This is a genomic window from Actinokineospora baliensis (genome assembly GCF_016907695.1).
In the GTDB taxonomy this organism is placed as follows: Bacteria; Actinomycetota; Actinomycetes; order Mycobacteriales; family Pseudonocardiaceae; genus Actinokineospora; species Actinokineospora baliensis.
In genome coordinates this window covers 671922-692034 of record NZ_JAFBCK010000001.1, presented here as the reverse complement: position 1 = coordinate 692034, position 20113 = coordinate 671922, and the positions used below count along the sequence as shown (strand labels likewise).

The 20113-nt window shown below is 69.9% G+C and carries 23 protein-coding genes; 18 read left to right on the top strand and 5 right to left on the bottom strand.

Going from position 1 to position 20113, the window contains the following annotated elements; translation table 11 throughout:
- Positions 1 to 40 precede the first annotated feature (40 nt).
- The gene (locus JOD54_RS02835; protein WP_204449045.1) at positions 41 to 814 is read right to left on the bottom strand and encodes a class I SAM-dependent methyltransferase; all 774 of its coding nucleotides are present in this window, start codon (positions 812 to 814) and stop codon (positions 41 to 43) included.
- A 173-nt stretch (positions 815 to 987) separates the two neighbouring features.
- On the opposite strand from JOD54_RS02835, the gene JOD54_RS02830 reads away from it, so the two are divergent.
- From JOD54_RS02830 to truA, 14 genes are all read left to right on the top strand, one after another.
- Positions 988 to 1602, top strand: coding sequence for a LysE family translocator (locus tag JOD54_RS02830; RefSeq protein WP_204449044.1), 615 nt, complete (start codon positions 988 to 990; stop codon positions 1600 to 1602).
- A 208-nt stretch (positions 1603 to 1810) separates the two neighbouring features.
- A complete protein-coding gene (gene secY, locus JOD54_RS02825) occupies positions 1811 to 3118 on the top strand; it encodes a preprotein translocase subunit SecY (RefSeq protein WP_204449043.1) in 1308 nt (435 codons plus the stop codon).
- On the top strand, positions 3115 to 3669 hold the full coding sequence (locus tag JOD54_RS02820; protein WP_204449042.1) for an adenylate kinase: 555 nt from the start codon (positions 3115 to 3117) through the stop codon (positions 3667 to 3669). The genes secY and JOD54_RS02820 overlap by 4 nt, the downstream gene beginning before the upstream one ends.
- A 53-nt stretch (positions 3670 to 3722) precedes the next feature.
- Positions 3723 to 4493 (top strand): type I methionyl aminopeptidase, encoded by a 771-nt coding sequence (gene map / locus JOD54_RS02815; RefSeq protein WP_204456038.1) that lies wholly within the window; start codon positions 3723 to 3725, stop codon positions 4491 to 4493.
- A gap of 475 nt (positions 4494 to 4968) precedes the next feature.
- Positions 4969 to 5328 carry a hypothetical protein gene (locus tag JOD54_RS02810; protein WP_204449041.1) on the top strand — a complete coding sequence of 120 codons (360 nt, stop codon included), beginning with the start codon at positions 4969 to 4971 and terminating at the stop codon, positions 5326 to 5328.
- A 267-nt stretch (positions 5329 to 5595) separates the two neighbouring features.
- Positions 5596 to 5817: a translation initiation factor IF-1 gene (infA, locus tag JOD54_RS02805; RefSeq protein ID WP_005166804.1), complete on the top strand. Its 222-nt coding sequence runs from the start codon at positions 5596 to 5598 to the stop codon at positions 5815 to 5817.
- An 81-nt stretch (positions 5818 to 5898) separates the two neighbouring features.
- Entirely contained in the window at positions 5899 to 6012 is a 114-nt protein-coding gene (rpmJ, locus tag JOD54_RS02800) for a 50S ribosomal protein L36 (protein WP_018682809.1), read from the top strand.
- A gap of 176 nt (positions 6013 to 6188) precedes the next feature.
- Entirely contained in the window at positions 6189 to 6569 is a 381-nt protein-coding gene (gene rpsM / locus JOD54_RS02795) for a 30S ribosomal protein S13 (RefSeq protein WP_204449040.1), read from the top strand.
- Entirely contained in the window at positions 6566 to 6748 is a 183-nt protein-coding gene (locus JOD54_RS02790) for a hypothetical protein (protein WP_204449039.1), read from the top strand. The genes rpsM and JOD54_RS02790 overlap by 4 nt, the downstream gene beginning before the upstream one ends.
- A 15-nt stretch (positions 6749 to 6763) precedes the next feature.
- Complete coding sequence (gene rpsK, locus JOD54_RS02785; RefSeq protein WP_091454169.1) at positions 6764 to 7171, top strand: 30S ribosomal protein S11; 408 nt, start codon at positions 6764 to 6766, stop codon at positions 7169 to 7171.
- A gap of 23 nt (positions 7172 to 7194) precedes the next feature.
- Complete coding sequence (rpsD, locus tag JOD54_RS02780; RefSeq protein ID WP_204449038.1) at positions 7195 to 7800, top strand: 30S ribosomal protein S4; 606 nt, start codon at positions 7195 to 7197, stop codon at positions 7798 to 7800.
- 129 nt (positions 7801 to 7929) lie between these two features.
- Complete coding sequence (locus JOD54_RS02775) at positions 7930 to 8979, top strand: DNA-directed RNA polymerase subunit alpha (protein ID WP_204449037.1); 1050 nt, start codon at positions 7930 to 7932, stop codon at positions 8977 to 8979.
- 46 nt (positions 8980 to 9025) lie between these two features.
- A complete protein-coding gene (rplQ, locus tag JOD54_RS02770) occupies positions 9026 to 9586 on the top strand; it encodes a 50S ribosomal protein L17 (protein ID WP_204449036.1) in 561 nt (186 codons plus the stop codon).
- A gap of 68 nt (positions 9587 to 9654) precedes the next feature.
- Positions 9655 to 10428, top strand: coding sequence for a tRNA pseudouridine(38-40) synthase TruA (truA, locus tag JOD54_RS02765; RefSeq protein ID WP_307860504.1), 774 nt, complete (start codon positions 9655 to 9657; stop codon positions 10426 to 10428).
- Positions 10429 to 10509: 81 nt separating this feature from the next.
- Here the strand turns inward: truA and JOD54_RS02760 are convergent, their stop codons facing one another.
- From JOD54_RS02760 to eccE, 3 genes are all read right to left on the bottom strand, one after another.
- A complete protein-coding gene (locus tag JOD54_RS02760) occupies positions 10510 to 12138 on the bottom strand; it encodes a S8 family peptidase (RefSeq protein ID WP_204449035.1) in 1629 nt (542 codons plus the stop codon).
- A 412-nt stretch (positions 12139 to 12550) separates the two neighbouring features.
- Positions 12551 to 13279 (bottom strand): hypothetical protein, encoded by a 729-nt coding sequence (locus JOD54_RS02755; protein WP_204449034.1) that lies wholly within the window; start codon positions 13277 to 13279, stop codon positions 12551 to 12553.
- 434 nt (positions 13280 to 13713) lie between these two features.
- The gene (gene eccE, locus JOD54_RS02750; RefSeq protein ID WP_204456036.1) at positions 13714 to 14898 is read right to left on the bottom strand and encodes a type VII secretion protein EccE; all 1185 of its coding nucleotides are present in this window, start codon (positions 14896 to 14898) and stop codon (positions 13714 to 13716) included.
- A 491-nt stretch (positions 14899 to 15389) separates the two neighbouring features.
- Here eccE and eccB point away from each other — a divergent pair, with 491 nt between their 5' ends.
- From eccB to JOD54_RS02730, 4 genes are all read left to right on the top strand, one after another.
- Positions 15390 to 17024: a type VII secretion protein EccB gene (gene eccB / locus JOD54_RS02745; protein ID WP_204449033.1), complete on the top strand. Its 1635-nt coding sequence runs from the start codon at positions 15390 to 15392 to the stop codon at positions 17022 to 17024.
- A 79-nt stretch (positions 17025 to 17103) separates the two neighbouring features.
- On the top strand, positions 17104 to 17418 hold the full coding sequence (locus tag JOD54_RS02740) for a hypothetical protein (protein ID WP_204449032.1): 315 nt from the start codon (positions 17104 to 17106) through the stop codon (positions 17416 to 17418).
- Positions 17419 to 17428: 10 nt separating this feature from the next.
- Positions 17429 to 18649, top strand: coding sequence for a WXG100 family type VII secretion target (locus JOD54_RS02735; protein ID WP_239573261.1), 1221 nt, complete (start codon positions 17429 to 17431; stop codon positions 18647 to 18649).
- Between the two features lie 187 nt (positions 18650 to 18836).
- Positions 18837 to 19283, top strand: a complete 447-nt coding sequence (locus JOD54_RS02730; protein WP_204449031.1) for a hypothetical protein — start codon at positions 18837 to 18839, stop codon at positions 19281 to 19283.
- Between the two features lie 20 nt (positions 19284 to 19303).
- Here the strand turns inward: JOD54_RS02730 and JOD54_RS02725 are convergent, their stop codons facing one another.
- Complete coding sequence (locus JOD54_RS02725) at positions 19304 to 20113, bottom strand: LppU/SCO3897 family protein (protein ID WP_204449030.1); 810 nt, start codon at positions 20111 to 20113, stop codon at positions 19304 to 19306.

Below are 20113 nucleotides of genomic sequence, written 5' to 3'. Positions count from 1 at the left end.
TTGCCCGGGGCCCCTCGGTTTTCTATGCGCTCGGTTCCCGCTACGCGCTGACTGCAGTGACGAGGATCAGGGAGCCGGTGTAGGTGGGCTGGGTGCGCAGGTGCCCGTGCTTGCGGTACCAGGTGCCATCCGCCAGGTCCTTGCCCAGGTGGGCGGTGAACCGCTCCACCACGTCGGTGTCCACGAAGCTCCACGACGAGCAGGCTTGACGGGCGCCGGGGTCCAGGAGCTTCTCCGGCCTGGCGTAGTAGGCCTCGTTGAAGCCGTCGACGCAGTCGTGGGGGATGGGGACCCGGGTGGCGCGGATGTCGCCGAGGGCCGCGGCCAGGGTGCTGATCGCCGGGTAGCGGCGAGCCTCCACGTCCAGCACCTCCGGGGCGTACTCGTAGAGCCAGAAGTCGCGCACCAGGTCCGGGTCCGCGGTCAGCAGCACGATCGGACCCCGGGTGACCCGGCGCAGCTCGGCCAGGCCCGCGGCGACGTCGGACCACTGGTGCACCGAGAAGGTCGACATGGCCGCGTCGAAGGTGGCGTCGGGGAAGGGCAACGCCTCGGCGGTGGCGTCGACGGCGGGCCGGTCGGCCGGGCGGAGGGCCCGCATCGACGCGGAGGGCTCGACGGCGGTCACGGTCCGGTCGTCGGGTTCGTAGGACCCCGCCCCCGCCCCCACGTTGAGCACCGACCCGGCACCGCCGAGGGCGGCGGTGATGGCGGCCGCGATCCTCGGGTCCGGGTTGCGGTGCCCGGAGTAGACCTTGCCGATGTCGCCGTAGTCCGCGTCGCCCGCGCTGCCATCGGCCATCCGAGTCGTCATGCGGCCGAGGCTATCCCCGTGCCTGTGGGCAACTGGCCGAACACTGTGGACAACTGCCGGTGACCTTGTGGACAACTCGGCGGACCCTGTGGACGGGGCCACGGGTCACACTCTGGTGATTTCCCGGATTTAACCCCTTGGCCACCCGGTAGGTCGGATGATAGGACTCCGCTATGTGGGTCCTCATCTTCCTCGGCGCCGCCTTCCTGGTGGCCATGACCCCCGGGGCGAACAACCTCCTCGGCATGCACCACGGCATGCGGTACGGACCCGCCAGGGGCACCACCGCGCTGCTCGGTCGGCTCACCGGGTTCGCCCTGCTCATCACGGCCGTCGCAGCCGGTCTCGGTGGTCTGCTGGCCGCCTCTGAGGTGGCGCTCACCGTCGTCAAGTGGCTCGGTGTCGGGTACCTGGTGTACCTCGGCGTCCGGATCCTCACCGCCAGGTCCACCCCCGAGGACACCCAGGACGACCTGGTCGCGCCGGACCTGTTCTCCTTGGCGCGCAAGGAGTTCCTGGTCGCGGTCACCAACCCCAAGGCCGTCCTGATCTTCACCGCGTTCGTGCCCCAGTTCGTCGAGCCCGACCGCGGTTCGGTGACCGCGCAGGTGCTCGTGCTCGGTGCGCTGTACCTGGTGGCCGAGCTCGTCGCCGGGACGATCTACGTGGGGGTCGGCGCGGTGGTGCGGGCGGTGCGGATGAGCCGCAGGGCGCACCGCCGGTTGGACCAGGGCACCGGTGTCGTGCTGCTCGGCATGGCCGCTTTGTTAGCCACATCACCCCGGTGACGGCACCGGGGCGGCAGGTTGTGGGTACCTCGGGGTGCTGAACCCAACAAGCGTGCTGTTAGAGTCGAGAACACGCTGTGGGGTCTGTTGCCCCGGAGCGCCCCTGGCCTGCCAACACCTGGTAGCCCTGGCCCTGTAACCGCCGGCGACTAGCCGGTTAAGCCGTTCACCGGCAATGAGCTGCCGGTGACGCCGAGGAGGTTCTTGCGTGTTCAGCGCCTTCCGCTCGGCTCTCGCGACGCCGGACTTGCGCCGTAAGATCCTTTTCACGCTCGGGATCATCGTGGTCTACCGAGTCGGCGCACTGCTGCCTTCGCCGGGCGTGTCCTACCCGAACGTCCAGAAGTGCCTGGACCTGGTGTCCGACAGCAACAGCAGCGTCTTCGGCCTGCTGAACCTGTTCAGCGGCGGCGCCTTGCTGCAGCTGTCGGTCTTCGCGCTCGGGATCATGCCCTACATCACCGCGAGCATCATCATCCAGCTGTTGACGGTGGTGATCCCCCGGTTCGAGCAGCTGAAGAAGGAAGGCCAGGCGGGCCAGGGCAAGCTCACGCAGTACACGCGCTACCTGACGATCGCGCTCGCGGTCCTGCAGGCGACCGGCATCGTCGCCATGGCCGACCGCAAGCAGCTGTTCGGCAACTGCCCCGACGACATCATCCCGAACAGCAACGTGTTCACGCTGGCCGTCGTGGTCATCACGATGACCGCGGGCACCGCGCTGATCATGTGGTTCGGTGAGCTGATCACCGAGCGCGGGATCGGCAACGGCATGTCGCTGCTGATGTTCGTCAACATCGCGGCGCGCATCCCGGCCGAGGGCGGCAACATCCTCAACCGCAACGGCGGCCTGGTGTTCGCCATGGTGCTGGTGTTCGGCCTGCTGATCATCGGCAGCGTCGTGTTCGTCGAGCAGGGCCAGCGCCGGATCCCGGTGCAGTACGCCAAGCGCATGATCGGTCGCCGCATGTACGGCGGCACCTCGACGTACCTGCCGCTGAAGGTCAACCAGGCTGGCGTCATCCCGGTCATCTTCGCGTCGTCGCTGCTCTACCTGCCCGACCTGATCTCGCGGCTGGTCGGCCAGGACAGCTCCGCCTGGCAGCGGTTCATCTCGAACCACATCGTCAACCAGGCCAGCTGGGTGCACATCGGCATCTACTTCGCGCTGATCATCTTCTTCACGTACTTCTACATCACCATCACGTTCAACGTGAACGAGCGCGCTGACGAGATGAAGAAGTTCGGCGGCTTCATCCCGGGCATCCGCCCCGGTCGCCCGACGTCTGAGTACCTGAGCTTCGTGTTGAGCCGCATCACGCTCCCCGGCTCGATCTACCTCGGCATCATCGCGGTGCTGCCCAACTTCTTCCTCGAGATCACCGACCCCGGTCAGAACCAGAACTTCCCGTTCGGTGGCACCGCCGTCCTCATCATGGTCGGCGTCGGTCTCGACACCGTGAAGCAGATCGAGAGCCAGCTGATGCAGCGCAACTACGAAGGGTTCCTCAAGTGACGCGTGTTGTTCTCGTTGGACCGCCCGGAGCGGGCAAGGGCACCCAGGCGGCCGCGCTCAGCGAAGAGCTCGGCGTGCCGCACATCTCCACCGGGGACCTGTTCCGGGCGCACATCACGAACAACACCGAACTCGGCCAGGACGTCAAGCGCTACCTCGACTCCGGGCAGCTGGTCCCGGACGAGGTGACCAACGAGATGGTGCGCGAGCGGCTCGACGAGGCCGACGCGCGCGGCGGGTTCCTGCTCGACGGGTTCCCGCGCAACGTCGGCCAGGCCGAGGTGCTCGGCAAGATCCTCAGCAGCACCGGCCAGTCCCTCGACGCCGTCGTCGAGTTCAAGGTCGACGAGGACGTCGTGGTCAAGCGGCTGCTGGCCAGGGGCCGCACCGACGACAACGAGGACGTCATCCGCCGCCGCCAGGAGATCTACCGGTCGGAGACCGCGCCGCTGCTGGACTACTACGGCACCTCGGTGATCACCGTGGACGCCGTCGGCGAGGTCGACGACATCACCGGGCGCGTGCTCTCGGCGCTGCGCGACCGGACGTGACCGGTGGTCTGCGCGCCGGACTGCGCCTGGCCATCGCCTCCTGGAAGTCGCGGATGATCGAGATCAAGACGCCCGCCCAGCTCGAGGCCATGCGCGCCGCCGGGCTGGTCGTGGCGAAGGCCCTGGCCGCCGTCGCCACCGCCGCCCGCCCGGGGGTCAGCACGCAGGAGCTCGACGAGCTCGCCGAGCAGACCATCCGCGACGCGGGCGCGGTGCCCTCGTTCAAGGGCTACCACGGCTTCCCGGCCAGCATCTGCGCCTCGGTCAACGAGCAGATCGTGCACGGCATCCCCTCGCGCGGGCAGGTGCTCGCCGAGGGCGACCTGATCTCCGTCGACTGCGGCGCCATCCTCGACGACTGGCACGGCGACTCCGCCGTCACCCTGTTCGTCGGCTCCGTCACCGACGCCGAGTCCGCGCTGTCCTCGGCCACCAAGGCGGCCATGGAGGCGGGCATCGCCGCGGTCACCCCCGGCGCCCGGCTCACCGACATCTCCCACGCCATCGAGACGTCGGTGCACAGCAGCGAGCGGGCCCACGGCCGCGATTACGGCATCGTCCGCGAGTACGGCGGCCACGGCATCGGCAGCTCCATGCACATGGACCCGTTCCTGCCCAACTACGGCAAGCCCGGCAAGGGCCCCCGCCTGCGAGTCGGCATGGCCATCGCCATCGAGCCCATGCTCACCCTCGGCACCGAGGAAACCGTCGAACTCGAGGACGGCTGGACGGTCGTCACCGCCGACGGCTCCCGCGCCGCCCACTGGGAGCACACGGTCGCCGTCACCGACAACGGCCCGTGGGTGCTCACCGCCCCCGAATAGGGTCCACTCCACGTTCTGACGAGCGCGGCACCGGTCAACCGGTGCCGCGCTTTCTCGTTCTTCAGATTGTTCTGCGGCGCTCCGGGAGAGAGCTACGCCACCGTGCACGACGGCAAAGCCCTATTACCACAAGCCCGCTGGTGGTGACGAGTCCAAAGGTCTGCCCTGCGGCGAGGTGATCTGGTCGAACCTGGGGGCGGTAGTGCTTTTGGTGTGGCTGCACGGCCCGCGACCAGGGTGGTTGGCGGCTCCGACGACCGCCGGGTCGACCGATCCAGTTTATTTTGGATCCTTTCGAGTTGTTGTTCGCCAATACTTGTGAAGGTCCAATTCGGCATCTGCCGATTGCGGCAGTTGTGGATTTGGATGTTGTTTTCGCTGGTCGGTCCGTGGAACGTTCATCTCATCGCCGGGGTGGAAATGTGTCGCCTCTCCGGCGTTGTCATTCCACTGATCAATGGGGAGGAATTGCACGATGAAACTGGTCAAGTGGGCACCGGTCGTCGGTGCGGTCGTGCTGGTGTTGTCGGGGCTGGGCGCGGGCACCGCGTCTGCGGGGACGTCGGGCACCAACGGTTGCGCTTACCTCAGCGCGTTCAACCAGGCCGCCCATGTCCAGCAGATCTGCGGCGCGAGTGGCACGTACCACTTCGACATCTGGGGCACCAACTACTCGCGGCGCAGCCTGGGTAACCACACCTACAGCGGTCTGACTCTCAACAAGTACCCCGCCGTGCCCGTGGCCGACGGCGGCAACGTCTGCATCGAGCTGTGGTACCACAAGCCCGGCGGTGGCTACGAGTCGCGAGGCCTGCCCTGCGACTCGATGAACTGATCCCCTGGCAGGGCGCTCCCACTGGTGTCGCTGAGGCGGTCAACACCCCACCCGGGAGGTTGACCGCCTCGGTCGCGTCGTGGGGGCCCGTCGCCCGGCCGGGGACCCCCGATTTGGGGGCCTGGTGTACACGCGCGTACACTTGACCGCTGGTGCTGTATAGGCGCCGATTCCGTCGTGCGTGTCATCCGGTGGGGTTGTTCCCGCCCGCGTTCGCGCCCGTCGGGTAAGCCGAAGCTACACCCACCGTCACGAAACGCGGAGGACATGGGCAAGAAGGACGGGGCCATCGAGGTCGAAGGCCGCGTGGTCGAGCCACTCCCCAACGCGATGTTCCGCGTCGAGTTGGAGAACGGCCACAAGGTGCTGGCACACATCAGCGGCAAGATGCGGCAGCACTACATCCGCATCCTGCCCGAGGACCGGGTCGTCGTAGAGCTCTCGCCCTACGACCTGTCCCGCGGCCGCATCGTCTACCGCTACAAGTGACGTTCCCGGGCCGACCAGCCCGGGAAGCCACTACTGGTGCCCCAGCACTGGGGCACGCGGCCGAAGCAGGAGAAGACAGACGTGAAGGTCAACCCGAGCGTCAAGAAGATCTGCGACAAGTGCAAGGTGATCCGCCGCCACGGCCGGGTCATGGTGATCTGCGAGAACCTGCGCCACAAGCAGCGCCAGGGCTGAGCGAGCTCACCGCCTAGCCGGTCGCAGACCTACGCGACAGCAAGGACAGAGGACCTCCCGCCACCTGTCGGGTCACACGGACCCGATTCACCCCCGGACTCCAGGCCGGGGCCCGAGCCAGAGCTCGGGGCGGTGCGGGAGCAGACCTGGATGACACACGAGGAGACACCGCCGCAATGGCACGCGTCGCAGGCGTCGACCTCCCCCGCGAGAAGCGGATGGAGATCGCGCTGACCTACATCTTCGGTATCGGCCGGACCCGCTCCAAGGAGCTGCTGGCCGCCACCGGGATCAGCCCGGACCTGCGGGCCAAGGACTTGACCGACGAGGACGTCGTCAAGCTCCGCGATCACATCGAGAACAACTTCAAGGTCGAGGGTGACCTCCGCCGCGAGGTGCAGGCCGACATCCGGCGCAAGATCGAGATCGGTTGCTACGAGGGCCTGCGGTGGCGCCGCGGTCTGCCAGTGCGCGGTCAGCGCACCAAGACCAACGCCCGCACCCGCAAGGGCCCGAAGAAGACCGTCGCCGGCAAGAAGAAGGCCGGAAAGAAGTGAGCAAGAGCTGCGAGACCGTGGTCGCCGTCGTTCCCCAACGACGCCGGAACCGGGCCTTCATGGCCCTCGCCGTCGCGCCCAAGTGTGCCCGCCCGGCCGCTCTGCGCGAGCTCTACACGGACGCCGGATCAATCATCCGCAACGCAGCTCCCGAGTTCACCACCTCGCGCCCCAGCTAGGAGAAACCCGCAGACATGCCACCGAAGTCTCGTACCGGCGCCGGAGTCAAGAAGGTCCGGCGCAAGGAAAAGAAGAACGTCTCGCACGGGCACGCCCACATCAAGAGCACGTTCAACAACACCATCGTCTCGATCACCGACCCGACCGGCGCCGTCATCGCGTGGGCGTCCTCCGGTCACGTCGGCTTCAAGGGCTCCCGCAAGTCCACCCCGTTCGCGGCGCAGATGGCCGCTGAGAACGCCGCCCGCAAGGCGGCCGAGCACGGGATGAAGAAGGTCGACGTGTTCGTCAAGGGCCCCGGCTCCGGCCGGGAGACCGCGATCCGCTCGCTGCAGGCGGCGGGCCTCGAGGTCGGCACCATCCAGGACGTGACCCCGCAGCCGCACAACGGTTGCCGCCCGCCCAAGCGGCGCCGGGTCTGAGGAACGGGGAGGACTAACCAGTCATGGCACGTTACACCGGTCCGGCCACCCGGATCTCCCGTCGGCTCAAGGTCGACCTCGTCGGCGGCGACCAGGCGTTCGAGCGCCGTCCCTACCCGCCCGGCCAGCACGGCCGCGGTCGGACCAAGGACACCGAGTACCTGCAGCAGCTGCAGGAGAAGCAGAAGGCGCGCTACACCTACGGCATCCTCGAGCGGCAGTTCCGCCGCTACTACGAGACCGCCGTGCGCCGCAAGGGCAAGACCGGCGAGGTCCTGCTCCAGCTGCTGGAGTCCCGCCTGGACAACGTGGTCTACCGCGCCGGCCTGGCCCGCACCCGCCGCCAGGCGCGGCAGCTGGTCAGCCACGGGCACTTCATCGTGAACGGCAAGAAGGTCAACATCCCCAGCTTCCAGGTGTCGAAGTTCGACATCATCGACGTGAAGCCGAAGTCGTTGCCGACGCTGCCGTTCGTCGCCGCCAAGGAGTCCGTCGGCGACCGCCCGATCCCGGGCTGGCTGCAGCTGGTGCCCTCGACCCTGCGCATCCTCGTGCACCAGTTGCCCGAGCGCGCGCAGATCGACGTCCCGGTCACCGAGCAGCTGATCGTCGAGTTCTACTCCAAGTAAGGCGTTTCGGGGGCGGCGGCGCCAAGAGCCGCCGCCCCGACCGCCCGCGGTGGGTCACCACCGCGGCCGGTCATCCCATTCACCACCGGCGTCAAATAGCGGGCGCCAACGGGAAGGAAGAACCAAGAAGTGCTCATCTCACAGCGTCCTGGCCTCGCCGAGGAGCCGGTCAACGAGACCCGCTCCCGCTTCGTCATCGAGCCGCTCGAGCCCGGTTTCGGCTACACCCTGGGCAACTCGCTGCGGCGGACCCTGCTGTCCTCGATCCCCGGCGCCTCGGTCACCAGCATCCGCATCGACGGCGTGCTGCACGAGTTCACCACCGTGCCGGGGGTCAAGGAGGACGTCACCGACATCATCCTCAACCTCAAGGAGCTCGTCGTCTCCTCGGAGGAGGACGAGCCGGTGACGATGTACCTGCGCAAGCAGGGCCCCGGTGAGGTGACCGCCGGTGACATCGTGCCGCCAGCCGGCGTCACGGTGCACAACCCCGACCTGCACATCGCGACCCTGAACGGCAAGGGCAAGCTGGAGATCGAGCTCGTCGTCGAGCGCGGTCGCGGCTACGTCCCCGCCGTGCAGAACAAGCAGGCGGGCGCGGAGATCGGCCGGATCCCGGTCGACTCGATCTACTCGCCGGTCCTCAAGGTCACCTACAAGGTCGAGGCCACCCGCGTCGAGCAGCGCACCGACTTCGACAAGCTCATCCTGGACGTGGAGACCAAGCCGTCGATCACCCCGCGCGACGCCGTGGCGTCCGCCGGCAAGACGCTGGTCGAGCTGTTCGGGTTGGCGCGCGAGCTCAACGTCGACGCCGAGGGCATCGAGATCGGCCCGTCGCCGCAGGAAGCGGACACCATCGCCGCCTACGCGATGCCGATCGAGGACCTCGACCTCACCGTGCGCTCCTACAACTGCCTCAAGCGCGAGGGCATCCACACCGTGGGTGAGCTCGTCTCGCGCAGCGAGGCGGACCTGCTGGACATCCGCAACTTCGGTGCCAAGTCCATCGACGAGGTCAAGATGAAGCTCGTCGGCCTGGGCCTGGCGCTCAAGGACAGCCCGCCCGGGTTCGACCCCACCGCGGCCGCGACCGACTTCGCTGCCGACACGTGGACCGACAGCGCGGACACCGGCACCGACGACGGCCAGGACTACGCAGAGACCGAGCAGCTCTAGTCCTGATTGGACTCCCTGAGCCGCGGATTTCCCCAAGGAGCAAGCAATGCCCACCCCAACCAAGGGCGCCCGCCTCGGCGGCGGCCCGGCCCACGAGCGGCTGCTGCTGGCCAACCTGGCCACCGCGCTGTTCGAGCACGGCCGGATCACCACCACCGAGGCCAAGGCGAAGCGGTTGCGCCCCTACGCCGAGAAGCTGATCACCAAGGCGAAGGTCGGTGACCTGCACAACCGCCGCGAGATCATGAAGGTGATCCGCGACAAGGACGTCGTGCAGCGCCTGTGCACCGAGATCGGCCCGTTCTTCAGCGACCGCAACGGTGGCTACACCCGGATCACCAAGACCATGCCGCGCAAGGGCGACAACGCCCCCATGGCCGTGATCGAGCTGATCCAGGAGAAGACGGTCACCGCCGAGGCCGAGGCCGCGCGCAAGACCAAGTTCGCCAAGGACGCCAAGAAGGACGAGGCGCCCGCGGCGGAGGAGACCACGGTCGAGGACGCCAAGGTCGAGGACAAGGTGGAGGACGCCCCCGAGGCCGACACCACTGAGGCCGCGGAGACCAGCGAGGCCACCGAGTCCGCTGAGGACAAGGACAAGTCCTGACCCAGCAGCACCGCGACGAGCCCGCCGAACCCACCGGGGACGGCGGGCTCGTCCGCGTTCGGCTCGACATCGCCTACGACGGCACCGACTTCTCCGGGTGGGCCGTGCAGCCCGAGCGGCGCACGGTGTGCGGTGTGCTGGAGGAAGCGCTCTTCCACGTCCTGCGCCGCAAGGTCCGGCTCACCGTGGCGGGCCGCACGGACGCGGGCGTGCACGCGACGGGCCAGGTCGCGCACGCGGATCTGCCCGCGGACGTCGACCCCGACGGACTGGTGTTCCGGCTTGGGCGAGCGTTGCCCGCGGATGTTCGGGTCACCGGTGCGCGGCGGGTCCCCGCAGAGTTCGACGCGCGCTTCGGGGCGCTGCGCCGCCACTACGAGTACCGGGTGTGCGACCGGCAGTGGACCGCGGATCCCTTGCGCCGCAACCACGTCGTCACCTGGCCCCGGCCGCTCGACCTGGACGCCCTCAACGCGGCCTCGGCACTGCTGTTGGGCGAACACGACTTCGTCGCCTTCTGCAAGCGCCGCGAGGGCGCGACGACGATCCGCGAGCTCCAGCGCCTCGAGTGGACCAGGTCCGCCGACGGCACCCTGACCGCCTTCGTCTCGGCGGACGCCTTCTGCCACTCCATGGTCCGCAGCCTCGTCGGCGCCCTCCTGGCCGTCGGCGAGTCCCGCAAACCCCTCGACTGGCCCGCGTCCATGCTGACCGCCACCACCCGCCCCAGCGCCATCACCGTCGCCCCCGCCCACGGCCTCGCCCTCACCGCCGTCGACTACCCGGCTGACGAGGACCTGGCCCTGCGCGCCGAGCAGACCCGGCGCGTGCGGACCCGGTAGACACGGGTGTGACCCCCGGGAGACGTCCGTGTCTCCCGGGGGTCGATCACCTGTTACGGACTTCTGGGTGGGTTGTCTCGATCAGACGTCGAGGGTCCAGCTGTTGAGGTAGCCGACGTCGGCCTTGTAGCCGTCCTTGACCGACAGCTTCCAGATGCCTGCGGCGTTCTTGGCGGACAGGTTGACCGTGTAGGTCTCCTTGATGTTGTCCGCCGAGTCGCTGGTGGAGGTGTTCTTCAGCCGGTAGGTGGTGCCGTCCGGCGCGATCAGGTCGATGCTGATGTCACCGCGGTAGGTGTGGATGACGTCGACGGTGACCTTGCTGGCCACGTCGGCCTTGCCGGTGCAGTTGACGGTGACCTGGCTGGTGACCGCGGCGCCCATGTCCGGGATGGTGACCTTGGTCGCGGCGGTGACCGCGGCGCAGCCGACCGGGGTCGGCGTGGGGGTCGGGGTGGGCGTGGGCGTCGGGGTCGGGGTGGGCGTCGTGGTGGGGGCCGCGACGACCTGCAGCAGCTTGTTCGGCGAGCCGGTGCCCTCGTTGGTGACCTTGCCGGTGGCCGCGGCGCCCAGCAGGGCGGTGGCGACCTGCGCCGGGGTGGCGTTCGGGTTGGTGGCCAGGTAGAGCGCGGCCACGCCCGCCACGTGCGGGGAAGCCATCGAGGTGCCGGAGATGGTGTTCTTGGCGGTGGTGCCGCCGATCCACGCCGAGGTGATGCCCTCGCCCGGGGCGAAGATGTCGGTGCACGTGCCGTAGTTGGAGAAGCTGGCGCGGGCATCGGTCTTCGTGGTGGCGCCGACGGTGATCGCCTCCGGCACGCGGGCCGGGGAGTACGAGCAGGCGTTGGCGTTGGAGTTGCCACCGGCCACCGCGTAGGTGACGCCCGCGGCGATGGAGCGCTGCACGGCCTGGTCGAGCGCGGTGGAGGCGGCGCCGCCGAGGCTCATGTTGGCCACGGCGGGCTTGACCCGGTTCGCGGTCACCCAGTCGACACCGGCGATGACCCCGGCGGTGCTGCCGGAGCCGTTGCAGTCGAGCACCCGGACGCCGATGATCTTGGCGGCCTTGGCGACGCCGTAGGTGCTGCCCGCGATGGTGCCCGCCACGTGCGTGCCGTGGCCGTTGCAGTCGGTGGCGTTGTTGTCGTTGTCCACCTTGTCGGTGCCGCTGACCGCGCGCCCGCCGAAGTCGGCGTGCGTGAGGTTGACGCCGGTGTCGATGACGTAGACGTTCACGTTCGACGCGGTGGTGGCGTAGGTGTACTTGTTGTTCAGCGGCAGCGCGGCCTGGTCGACGCGGTCGAGGCCCCACGACGGCGGGGTCAGCTGGTCGGCGCTGGCGACGACCTTCTGGTCGGCCTCGACGTAGGCGACCGACGGGTCCGCCGCGGTGTACTTGGCCTGCTGCTCGGTCATCTTGGCCGAGTAGCCCTTCACCGTCTGGGAGAAGCGCTGCTTGATGGTGCCGCCGAACTTCTTGGTGATGCCGTCGGAGGTCGAGGTGGCCGCCGCGGCGGAGACCCCGTCCTTGAGGACGACGATGTAGCTGCCCGCGATGGCGGTCGGCTTGTCGGCACCCAGGATGGGGCCTTCGGCGGCCGTGGCCGAGTTGGACAGACTGAAACCGACAGCGGCGGTGGCGACCGTCGCGGTGACCGCGAGACCGATTCCGCCGATTCGCCGCATCCGTGCGGCGCGAGACATACCCATTCCTTGGACTCCTTCACAGGAGGACACCAAGCGTGCCGGACCGTTTCGCGGAAACGGGATCACCGGGAGGAGCAGGCGCGCGGAAACGACGACTTTCCTTCTCCGGTGATCTCGTGCCGCGAAGGGGGGACCGACCCGTTCGTGTGCCTGAGACCGACAGTCACGGAGCTCTCGGTTACCCGTTAACTCCGCTCGGGTCTGTCAGTTCGGCCGATCGGGGGTACTTCTGAGGCATCACGGTTGCGGACGGTGTGACGGACGTCCGGAATCCCACCGGGGGTCGCCGGTTTAGGACACCGGGTGTTCGTATTCGGATCCGGTGCGCGACGGTTGCGGGACGGTAGCGCGGAAAATGGGCTCGGAAAACCACGCGGAGAACCCGGGTGATTACCCTGCGCGCACCTTTGTGACGCTAGTCTCCTCGGCGGACCGGGCCCAGGATCTGCTGTTCCTTCTGCGTGGTCACCAACCGCAGCGGGCGCCACAGGTTCTTGCCCAGCGCGACCACCTGGTCGTCGGCGAGCGTGGTCAACTGCTGGACCATCGGCGGGGGCAGCCGCCACACCCGCGCGGCCAACTGGGCCTGCCCGACCGGGAGCCGCTGCAGCAGCACCAGGTCGGCGGCGTTGGCCGTCGCGCCCGCCTGCGGGTGCATGTAGGGCAGCACGTAGACCGTGGTCTGCCACGGCGAGCGGGGCGGGAACAGCTCCTGCGGGGTGGGCCCGCCGTCGTGCACGACCAGCAGCGGACCGTCCTCCGACGGCCGCGGCAGCTCCACCGGGCTGAGCCTGCGGATCTGCACCAGGGGCGCGGGACGGCCGTCCGGCCCGGTGCCCGCGGCCTTCTGCAGCACCTGCCAGGCGGCGGGCCGCCCGGTGGCGACCACCACCCAGGCGCCGACGGCCATCGCCCGCAGCGCCACCTGCCTGGCCAGGTACAGACCACCCACCAGCACGATCCTGGTCGGCGCGGGCCGCAGCGCGGAGATCGTCAGCGGCTCGCCCTGCAGCCCCGACCCGAGCACCATCCCGCCGCGGTCCCCGGACGGGCTGACCGCGTCGAGCATGTCCGGCGAGACGAGGAACTCCGGCGCGATGCCCCCGGCACCGCCCTTGGTGTCGAGCAACCGGCTCGAACTCATGTCTGCCCTCCCAGCGATGACCGCGCAGCGGGGAGCACGCGGGTGCCGCGGCTCGGCATCATGCGCGTTCTCCCAGCCGCGAACGGGTGGGTGCGGTTTTCGCGCGGCACCGCGCTGTGGTTGTACGGCGTACCGCCGGGGCTCATGTCTGCCCTCCCAGCGATGACCGCGCAGCGGGGAGCACGCGGGTGCCGCGGCTCGGCATCATGCGCGTTCTCCCAGCCGCGAACGGGTGGGTGCGGTTTTCGCGCGGCACCGCGCTGTGGTTGTACGGCGTACCGCCGGGGCTCATGTCTGCCCTCCCAGCGATGACCGCGCAGCGGGGAGCACGCGGGTGCCGCGGCTCGGCATCATGCGCGTTCTCCCAGCCGCGAACGGGTGGGTGCGGTTCTCGCGCGGCACCGCGCTGTGGTTGTACGGCGTACCGCCGGGGCTCATGCCTGCCCTCCCAGCGGCAGCGTGGCGGCCAGCCCGGCGACCTGCAGGCCGCGCAGCGGGGTCAGGGTGATCCCCAGCCGGTCGGAGATCGCGTCGAGCCGCTCGTCGGCGTGGCTGAGCTCCTCCGGCGTGCGGGCGCTGACCCGGACCAGGCCGCGCAGGCCGACCTGGCCGTCGTCAGCACCCGGCGAGATCGACATCGCCACGGTCGCCGACAGCGCGCGCACCCCGGTCAGCGCGTTGAGGGTGGTCGCCGCCTTGCCCTGCGGCCAGCCGGTGATCGCGTAGCTGGCGTGCCCGATGCCCGCCGCGGTGACCCCGGTCCAGCGCTCGCGCAGGCCGACCGGGGTGTTCGACCCGGCGACCCCGGTCAGCTCGGCCGCGGCGATGCCCGCCTTGAGCAGCTCGTCCGGGTCCAGCGGGCGGGTCGGCACCCCGCGCGACTCCAGCGCGTTGCGCACCCGCGACAGCGCGCCGATCAGCGCCCGGTGCGCGCCGACGACGCCGCCGCCGCGCTCGCGGACCGCCGCCGGGCAGCGCCTCGGGTCCAGCCGCACCGCGACCCAGGTGGTGCGCCTGGCCGCCGCGGACAGCGGGCCGAGCACCTCCAGGTACGACGCCAGCGCGGGGGAGTTGGGCGGCAGGGCCGCGCTACCCGGGTAGCAGTGCCAGATCACCTGGATCGCGTCGAGCACCACACCGCGGTCCTCCAGGCACGGCGCCAGCGCGCCGAGCGGCAGGCTCGGCGTCGACCCGACCTGGCTGACCAGCGCGGGCGCCGGGTCCACCAGCAGCACCGCGGTCCAGGTGCCCTCGTGCCAGGCCATGCCCAGCGGCCTGCGCTCGTGGTCGACCCCGTGCGCGACGACCAGGTCGGGCACGGCCAACCGCAGCAGGCTCACCCTGGGGTCGTCCGGGCCGGTGACCGCGGACCCGTCGGTGGCGGCCAACTCCTCGATGCTCACCGGGGCAGCGGGCTTGCTGACCCGGGAGTGCGAGCGGAACGTGTAGCGCACGGTCAGGCCGATCCACTGGGTGAACCAGCGGCCGCGCCACCGCAGGAACGCGACCACCAGCGCGACGGCGGCGACCGCGATCGCGACGTAGACCAGCTTCACGTCGATCGCCAGCAGCACCAAGCCGATCGCGACGCCGACCTCCAGCACCACGAGGTTCGCCACCGGCAGCGCGCCGAGGCTCGCGCCCCGGTTGCGCCTGCGCGCGGACACCCGGGTGGCGGGCCGCGGCGGCTGGGCGCCCGGCGGCGGACCGGGTGGCTTGGCCCCGGGGGGCGGTCCCGGCGGTTGGCCGCCGTGCGGCGGGCCGGGAGGCTGGTTGCCCGGCGGCGGGCCGGGTGGCTTGGCGCCAGGGGGCTGTGCGCCGGGAGGCTGTGCGCCCGGGGGTTGTGCGCCAGGAGGTTGTGCACCGTGCGGTGGGCCGGGTGGCCTGCCGGGACCGGGTCCCGGCGGCGGGCCTGCCGGGCGGGGTGGCTGACCAGGGGGAGGCGTGCGGCCGTGCCGTCCAGACGTGCTCACCGACATCCGCTCGTTCTCTTCCCCTCGTCCGGCCACCGCGCGGGTTGTCCACAGGTTTCCCGGAGACCCGCTTCCAGCCGACACCGTACGGCTATCCTGCGGAACCGTACCGCGACGGGGAGAGCAGCAGGCCGAGAATGCCATCAACACCGACAACCAAGTCCCAGGTCCAGGCGTACCGCTTCGTGCTGCGGCGGATGCAATCCGCCCTGGTGCGCAAGGACGCGGTCATGCTGCACGACCCGATGCGCACGCACAGCAGGGCCACCGTGGTCGGGATCTGCATCGCCGCGGTCGCCATGGTCGGCTTCCTGGTCTACGGGCTGCTCAAGCCCGCGCCGAAGCTGCCCAACGAGTCCGGGATCATCATCGCCAAGCCCTCCGGCGCGGTGTACGTGCTGCTCACCAACACCGAGAAGGGGAAGGTGCTCATCCCCACCTTCAACCTCGCCTCGGCGCGGCTGCTGCTGCTCGCCCGCACCAACCCCGGCGCGCAGGGCCAGCCGGGCAGCCAGACCGACGGCGGCGGCACGACCGCGCCGACCGAGGCCGAGGTGATCCCGGACGACAAGCTGGTCGGCATCCCGCGCGACCGGCTCACCGGCATCCAGGACGGCCCGCAGCTGCTGCCGGGCGCGGGCCAGCGCATCGGCGCCGACTGGGCGGTGTGCGACGAGTACAAGCTCGACCCGAGCCTGAACAACAAGGCCGCCGAGAACAAGATCGAGACGACCGTGGCAGGCGGGGTCACCGAGCTCGGCCCCGAGCTGGCCGCCGAGGAAGCGCTGCTGGTCAAGTCCGCGACCAAGGACACCTACCTGGTCTACCGCACCCCGGCGACGGCGAACATCAAGAACGCCAACACGGTGCGCGCCAAGGTGGACATGAGCAAGGGCAACGTCCGCGCGGCGCTCGCGCTGTCGGACAGCTCCACCAGGCAGATCACCACGGGCCTGCTCAACGCCATCCCGGAGGCCCCGGCGCTCACCCCGCCGACCATCCCGGGGCGGGGCGAGAAGAGCCAGGTCGACGTCAACGGCATGCCGGTCGGGTCGGTCGTGCAGGTGGAGCGCGCGGGCCGCACCGACTACTACGTGGTGCTCGTCGACGGCGTGCAGCAGGTGAAGAAGACCACCGCGGACCTGATCCGGTTCACCACGACCGAGGGCGGCGCGGAGATCACCAAGGTCCGGCCGGACCAGATCCCGGCCTCCTCGGCCACACCCCCCATCGACGACAACTCCTACCCCGAGGTCGTCCCCGAGGTGCTCAGCCCGGTGAACTACCCCGTCGCCTGCCTGGGGTGGAACATCGTCGGCTCCGGCCCCACCGCCGAACAGCACACCGAGGTGCACATCGGCAAGGAGATGCCGTTGCCGCGCAACGCGACCGGCAAGCCCGCCTCCATCGAGGTGACCACGCCGAGCGCGGACGGGGAGCGGCTCAACTACTTCTACATGCCGCCGGGCCGGGCGGCCGTCGTGCGCGGCGCCACCTCGCCGCAGGACTTCGCGACCGGGCCGATCTACCTGATCTCCGACCGCGGCGTGAAGTTCGGCATCCCCGACCAGCGGACCGCCGCCGCGCTCGGCCTCGCCGACCAGTTGCCCGCACCGGACGCGATCGTGCGGCTGCTGCCCAACGGCGCCTCGCTCAACACCAGGGACGTGCTGCAGACCTACGACGTGGTGCCGGTCGACGCGGGCAGGTTCCCGTCCACCACGCCGTCGGCGCTGCCGGTCCAACAACCGCAACCGACGCCGGGCGGCTGATCTCCCCTCCCGGGACGGGAACCGAGCGGGGAGCATCGACGTCGAACCGGCACCGGAATCGACAACCGGGAGGTCAGCCATGGCTGCCATCGAGGTAGACCCCGCGTGGATCAGCGGCTACGCCACCACGGTGGCCACCGCCGCCGACGAGCTCGGCAAGGGTGCCGACACCCTGCGCACCGCGCCGCTGACCCAGGAGTCCTTCGGGTCCGTCGGCAAGACGACCAGGGTCACCGACTCGTACCTGCGCGCCTCGGACCTGCTGCGCTCGCAGCTGACCCGCGGTGTGGAGGCGCTGGGGGCCGCGGCCACCGCGCTGTCGCAGATCGCCGACAAGCACCAGGGTTCCGACGACGAGGGCGCGCAGTCGATCAAGCGCAGCGGCCAGGGCTGAGGGGGCGGCGATGCGGCGAGCCGACGACAACGACAGCTGGGACTGGGCACCGGTGGTCAGCACCACCGACGACTGGCAGCCCGCGCCGCGGGAGGCCGCGCTGGCCACCGCCGCCGAGCCGGTGGCCGCCGCCGAGCAGCCGTGGGGGCAGCCCGAGCTGGCCTCGGCCGCGCAGCCGCTGCCGTCGCACGGCGGCCTCGACGGTGCCGACATCGAGTCGAACTACGCGGCGTACCTGGACTTCCTGAGCCGGTTGTGCCGCGAGCTCGGCGTCCCCGACCCGGTCGAGGAGTACTTCGCGCCGGTGGTCGGCCGGTGGAGCGAGCTGCACGCCGAGGCCGACCGCTGGCGCGCGGTCGGCGCGTACTCCGAGGTCGTGGTCGGCGAGCTGACCAAGCCGCTCGGCGGCCTCGACGCGGCCTGGCAGGGCGCCGACGCCGACTCGTTCATCGAGTACATGACCAGGGTCGGCCTCGCGGGCAACGACATGTCCGACGCCATGATCGCGATGGGCGAGGTGCTCGACCTGACCGCCGACGGCCTGCGCGAGGTCGTCCTCGAGCTGGCCGGGGTGCTCGCGGAGGTCGCGCACAACACCTCCCAGGCGATGGCCCAACCCGGCCGGGGCGAGGACCGCACCCGCCAGTACCTCGACCAGATGAACCGCCCCACCCGCCAGCTGTTCGAGGCCGTCCGCCAGATCATGGAAGCCCTGGTGCGGTTGTTCGACGGCATGGACGGGTCCAAGGTGTTCGAGCCGATCACCATGGCGCACACGTTCCCGGAGGAGAACTGGGCCGTTACCCCGGTCCAGGTCCCCTCGGTGACCGTTCCCGGCGGCCCCGGCACCTCCGTGCCCTCGTCGTCGACCATCCCCTCCTCGCCCGACTTCGGCGGTGGCGGCGGTTTCGGTGGCGGTGGCGGGGGATTCGGCGGCACGGGTAGCGGTCTCAGCTCGGCCCCGGGCACCCAGCCGCAGCCCGGCGCCTACGTGACCCTCGGCGAAGCGGGCCCCAGCAAGCCCGCTGGCATGCCGGTCGCGGGCGCCGCGGCCAGCGGTGGACCCACCGGCGCGGGCGGGATGATGGGCGGCATGCCCATGGGCATGGGCGGCATGGGAGCGGGCGGAGGCAACACCGACCACAAGCGCCGCACCCGCGTCACCGGCGACCCTGAGGAGATCTTCGGCAAGCCCACCAAATCCTCCCCACCGGTAATCGGCGACGACTGAGCGCTTTTCCGCCAGTTCCCGGCGGGGATGACAGATCTCGGACAACCAATGCCCGGAATCGACGAAATTCCGCGAACGCGGAGGAAAACAGACACCACTGAGCTGATCACATCGGGGGTCACCCGATAGCACCTTGCGCGATCATGGTTCACCCAACATGAGGTCGTGGAAGGCGCGGTGAACGGTCGTGGTCGGCGAACAACCCGGGGCGAACAACAACGAGGTCACCGCGGTGGGCGGTGACTCGGTCCAGATCGGGCACAACATCGGCGACGTGCACGTCGTGGCCCCAGGCGGCTGCGGCAAGCGGGTGAACGGGCCGGTCTTCGCCGCGGCCGCGGTCGTCGCCCTTTCACTCACCGTGGTCGCACTGGTCGTCCAGCCGCTGGCCCGCGCGGCGGAGAACCGCCAGTTCACCGTGTTCTTCGGCACTTCAGAGCCGCGGCGGCCCGATCCCAGCCCCGCCGCGGATACGCGGGCGGCCCAGGTCGACGCTGATCCCGCCCCGTGCGGGGACAACGGCGAGCAGGTGCGGGATGAAGCGCAAAGCGCCTGTGCTGCCAAATCCGCGCGGCAGAAGCACAAGGACGAACCCAAGGTCGGGCAGCCGGATCGAAGATGCCTACCCCGGTGATCCCGTCCTCATCGGCGGGGTCAGATCCAGCGCAAGCAGACGGTGTAATCCAGCTCCGGGAACTGGGGTTGGTCGTAGAACACGGCGACGTCGGTGGCACAGTAGGGTTTGTTGTTCCCCTTGGTGCGGCCGGTCAGGTAGAGGTTCCCCTTGACGCAGTCGCCGAAGCGGAGGAGTTCCACGCCGTTTTCCCGGACCTTCGTCAGGCAATTGCGGACTTCGGCCGCGCCCGTGTCGTCTATGTAGCGGTAGCGCAGGCACAGGACCACGTCCAGCTCCGCCCGGCTGGGATGGGGTTGGGCGAATCCGATGTCCTTGCCGCACTTGCCCGCGTCCGCGGTCTTGTAGTGCTTGCCGGACACGGTGAACGCGCCGGGGCGGCAGTCCCCGGGGACCGTCTTGCCGCCGGGGGTTCGGGTCGCGCACTCGCCGACCTCCAGGTTGCCCGTGCCGCCGGGGTACCGGTACCGCAGGCAGAGGGTCGTGTCGTGGGAGCGGGCGGACCAGTTCGCCTTGTCCGACGGGCAGGTGTCCGCGCTGCCGGGCAGGCGCGCCAGGAGTTCGTAGGTGTCGTAACCGCAATCGGTCAGCCGGAAGTCGTGGGTGTCACCGCTGTTCAGGTCGCGGAAGCAGTTGCCGACCTGGGCCCGGTCCACGTCGTCGACCACCGCGGTGGTGGAGATCGTCGGAGTCGGTGCGGCTGGGGCAACGGCAGCGGGCTCGTCCGACTCGGCGGCGCGGATCGCGAGCAGGCCCATGAGCACGAGGCCGACCACGGGCCAGATCAGGACGGAGCCGGACGGTCGTGCTGGGCGCAGTCGACGAGTCAC

Bases quoted from the DNA above. Each gene is read 5' to 3' on its own strand.
- JOD54_RS02735 (WP_239573261.1), top strand. From the start codon at position 17,429: ATGCGGCGAGCCGACGACAACGACAGCTGGGACTGGGCACCGGTGGTC.
- eccB (WP_204449033.1), top strand. From the start codon at position 15,390: ATGCCATCAACACCGACAACCAAGTCCCAGGTCCAGGCGTACCGCTTC.
- JOD54_RS02760 (WP_204449035.1), bottom strand. From the start codon at position 12,138: ATGGGTATGTCTCGCGCCGCACGGATGCGGCGAATCGGCGGAATCGGT.
- rplQ (WP_204449036.1), top strand. From the start codon at position 9,026: ATGCCCACCCCAACCAAGGGCGCCCGCCTCGGCGGCGGCCCGGCCCAC.
- rpsD (WP_204449038.1), top strand. From the start codon at position 7,195: ATGGCACGTTACACCGGTCCGGCCACCCGGATCTCCCGTCGGCTCAAG.
- JOD54_RS02810 (WP_204449041.1), top strand. From the start codon at position 4,969: ATGAAACTGGTCAAGTGGGCACCGGTCGTCGGTGCGGTCGTGCTGGTG.
- JOD54_RS02740 (WP_204449032.1), top strand. From the start codon at position 17,104: ATGGCTGCCATCGAGGTAGACCCCGCGTGGATCAGCGGCTACGCCACC.
- rpsM (WP_204449040.1), top strand. From the start codon at position 6,189: ATGGCACGCGTCGCAGGCGTCGACCTCCCCCGCGAGAAGCGGATGGAG.
- map (WP_204456038.1), top strand. From the start codon at position 3,723: ATGATCGAGATCAAGACGCCCGCCCAGCTCGAGGCCATGCGCGCCGCC.
- rpsK (WP_091454169.1), top strand. From the start codon at position 6,764: ATGCCACCGAAGTCTCGTACCGGCGCCGGAGTCAAGAAGGTCCGGCGC.
- infA (WP_005166804.1), top strand. From the start codon at position 5,596: ATGGGCAAGAAGGACGGGGCCATCGAGGTCGAAGGCCGCGTGGTCGAG.
- JOD54_RS02830 (WP_204449044.1), top strand. From the start codon at position 988: ATGTGGGTCCTCATCTTCCTCGGCGCCGCCTTCCTGGTGGCCATGACC.
- JOD54_RS02835 (WP_204449045.1), bottom strand. From the start codon at position 814: ATGACGACTCGGATGGCCGATGGCAGCGCGGGCGACGCGGACTACGGC.
- JOD54_RS02755 (WP_204449034.1), bottom strand. From the start codon at position 13,279: ATGAGTTCGAGCCGGTTGCTCGACACCAAGGGCGGTGCCGGGGGCATC.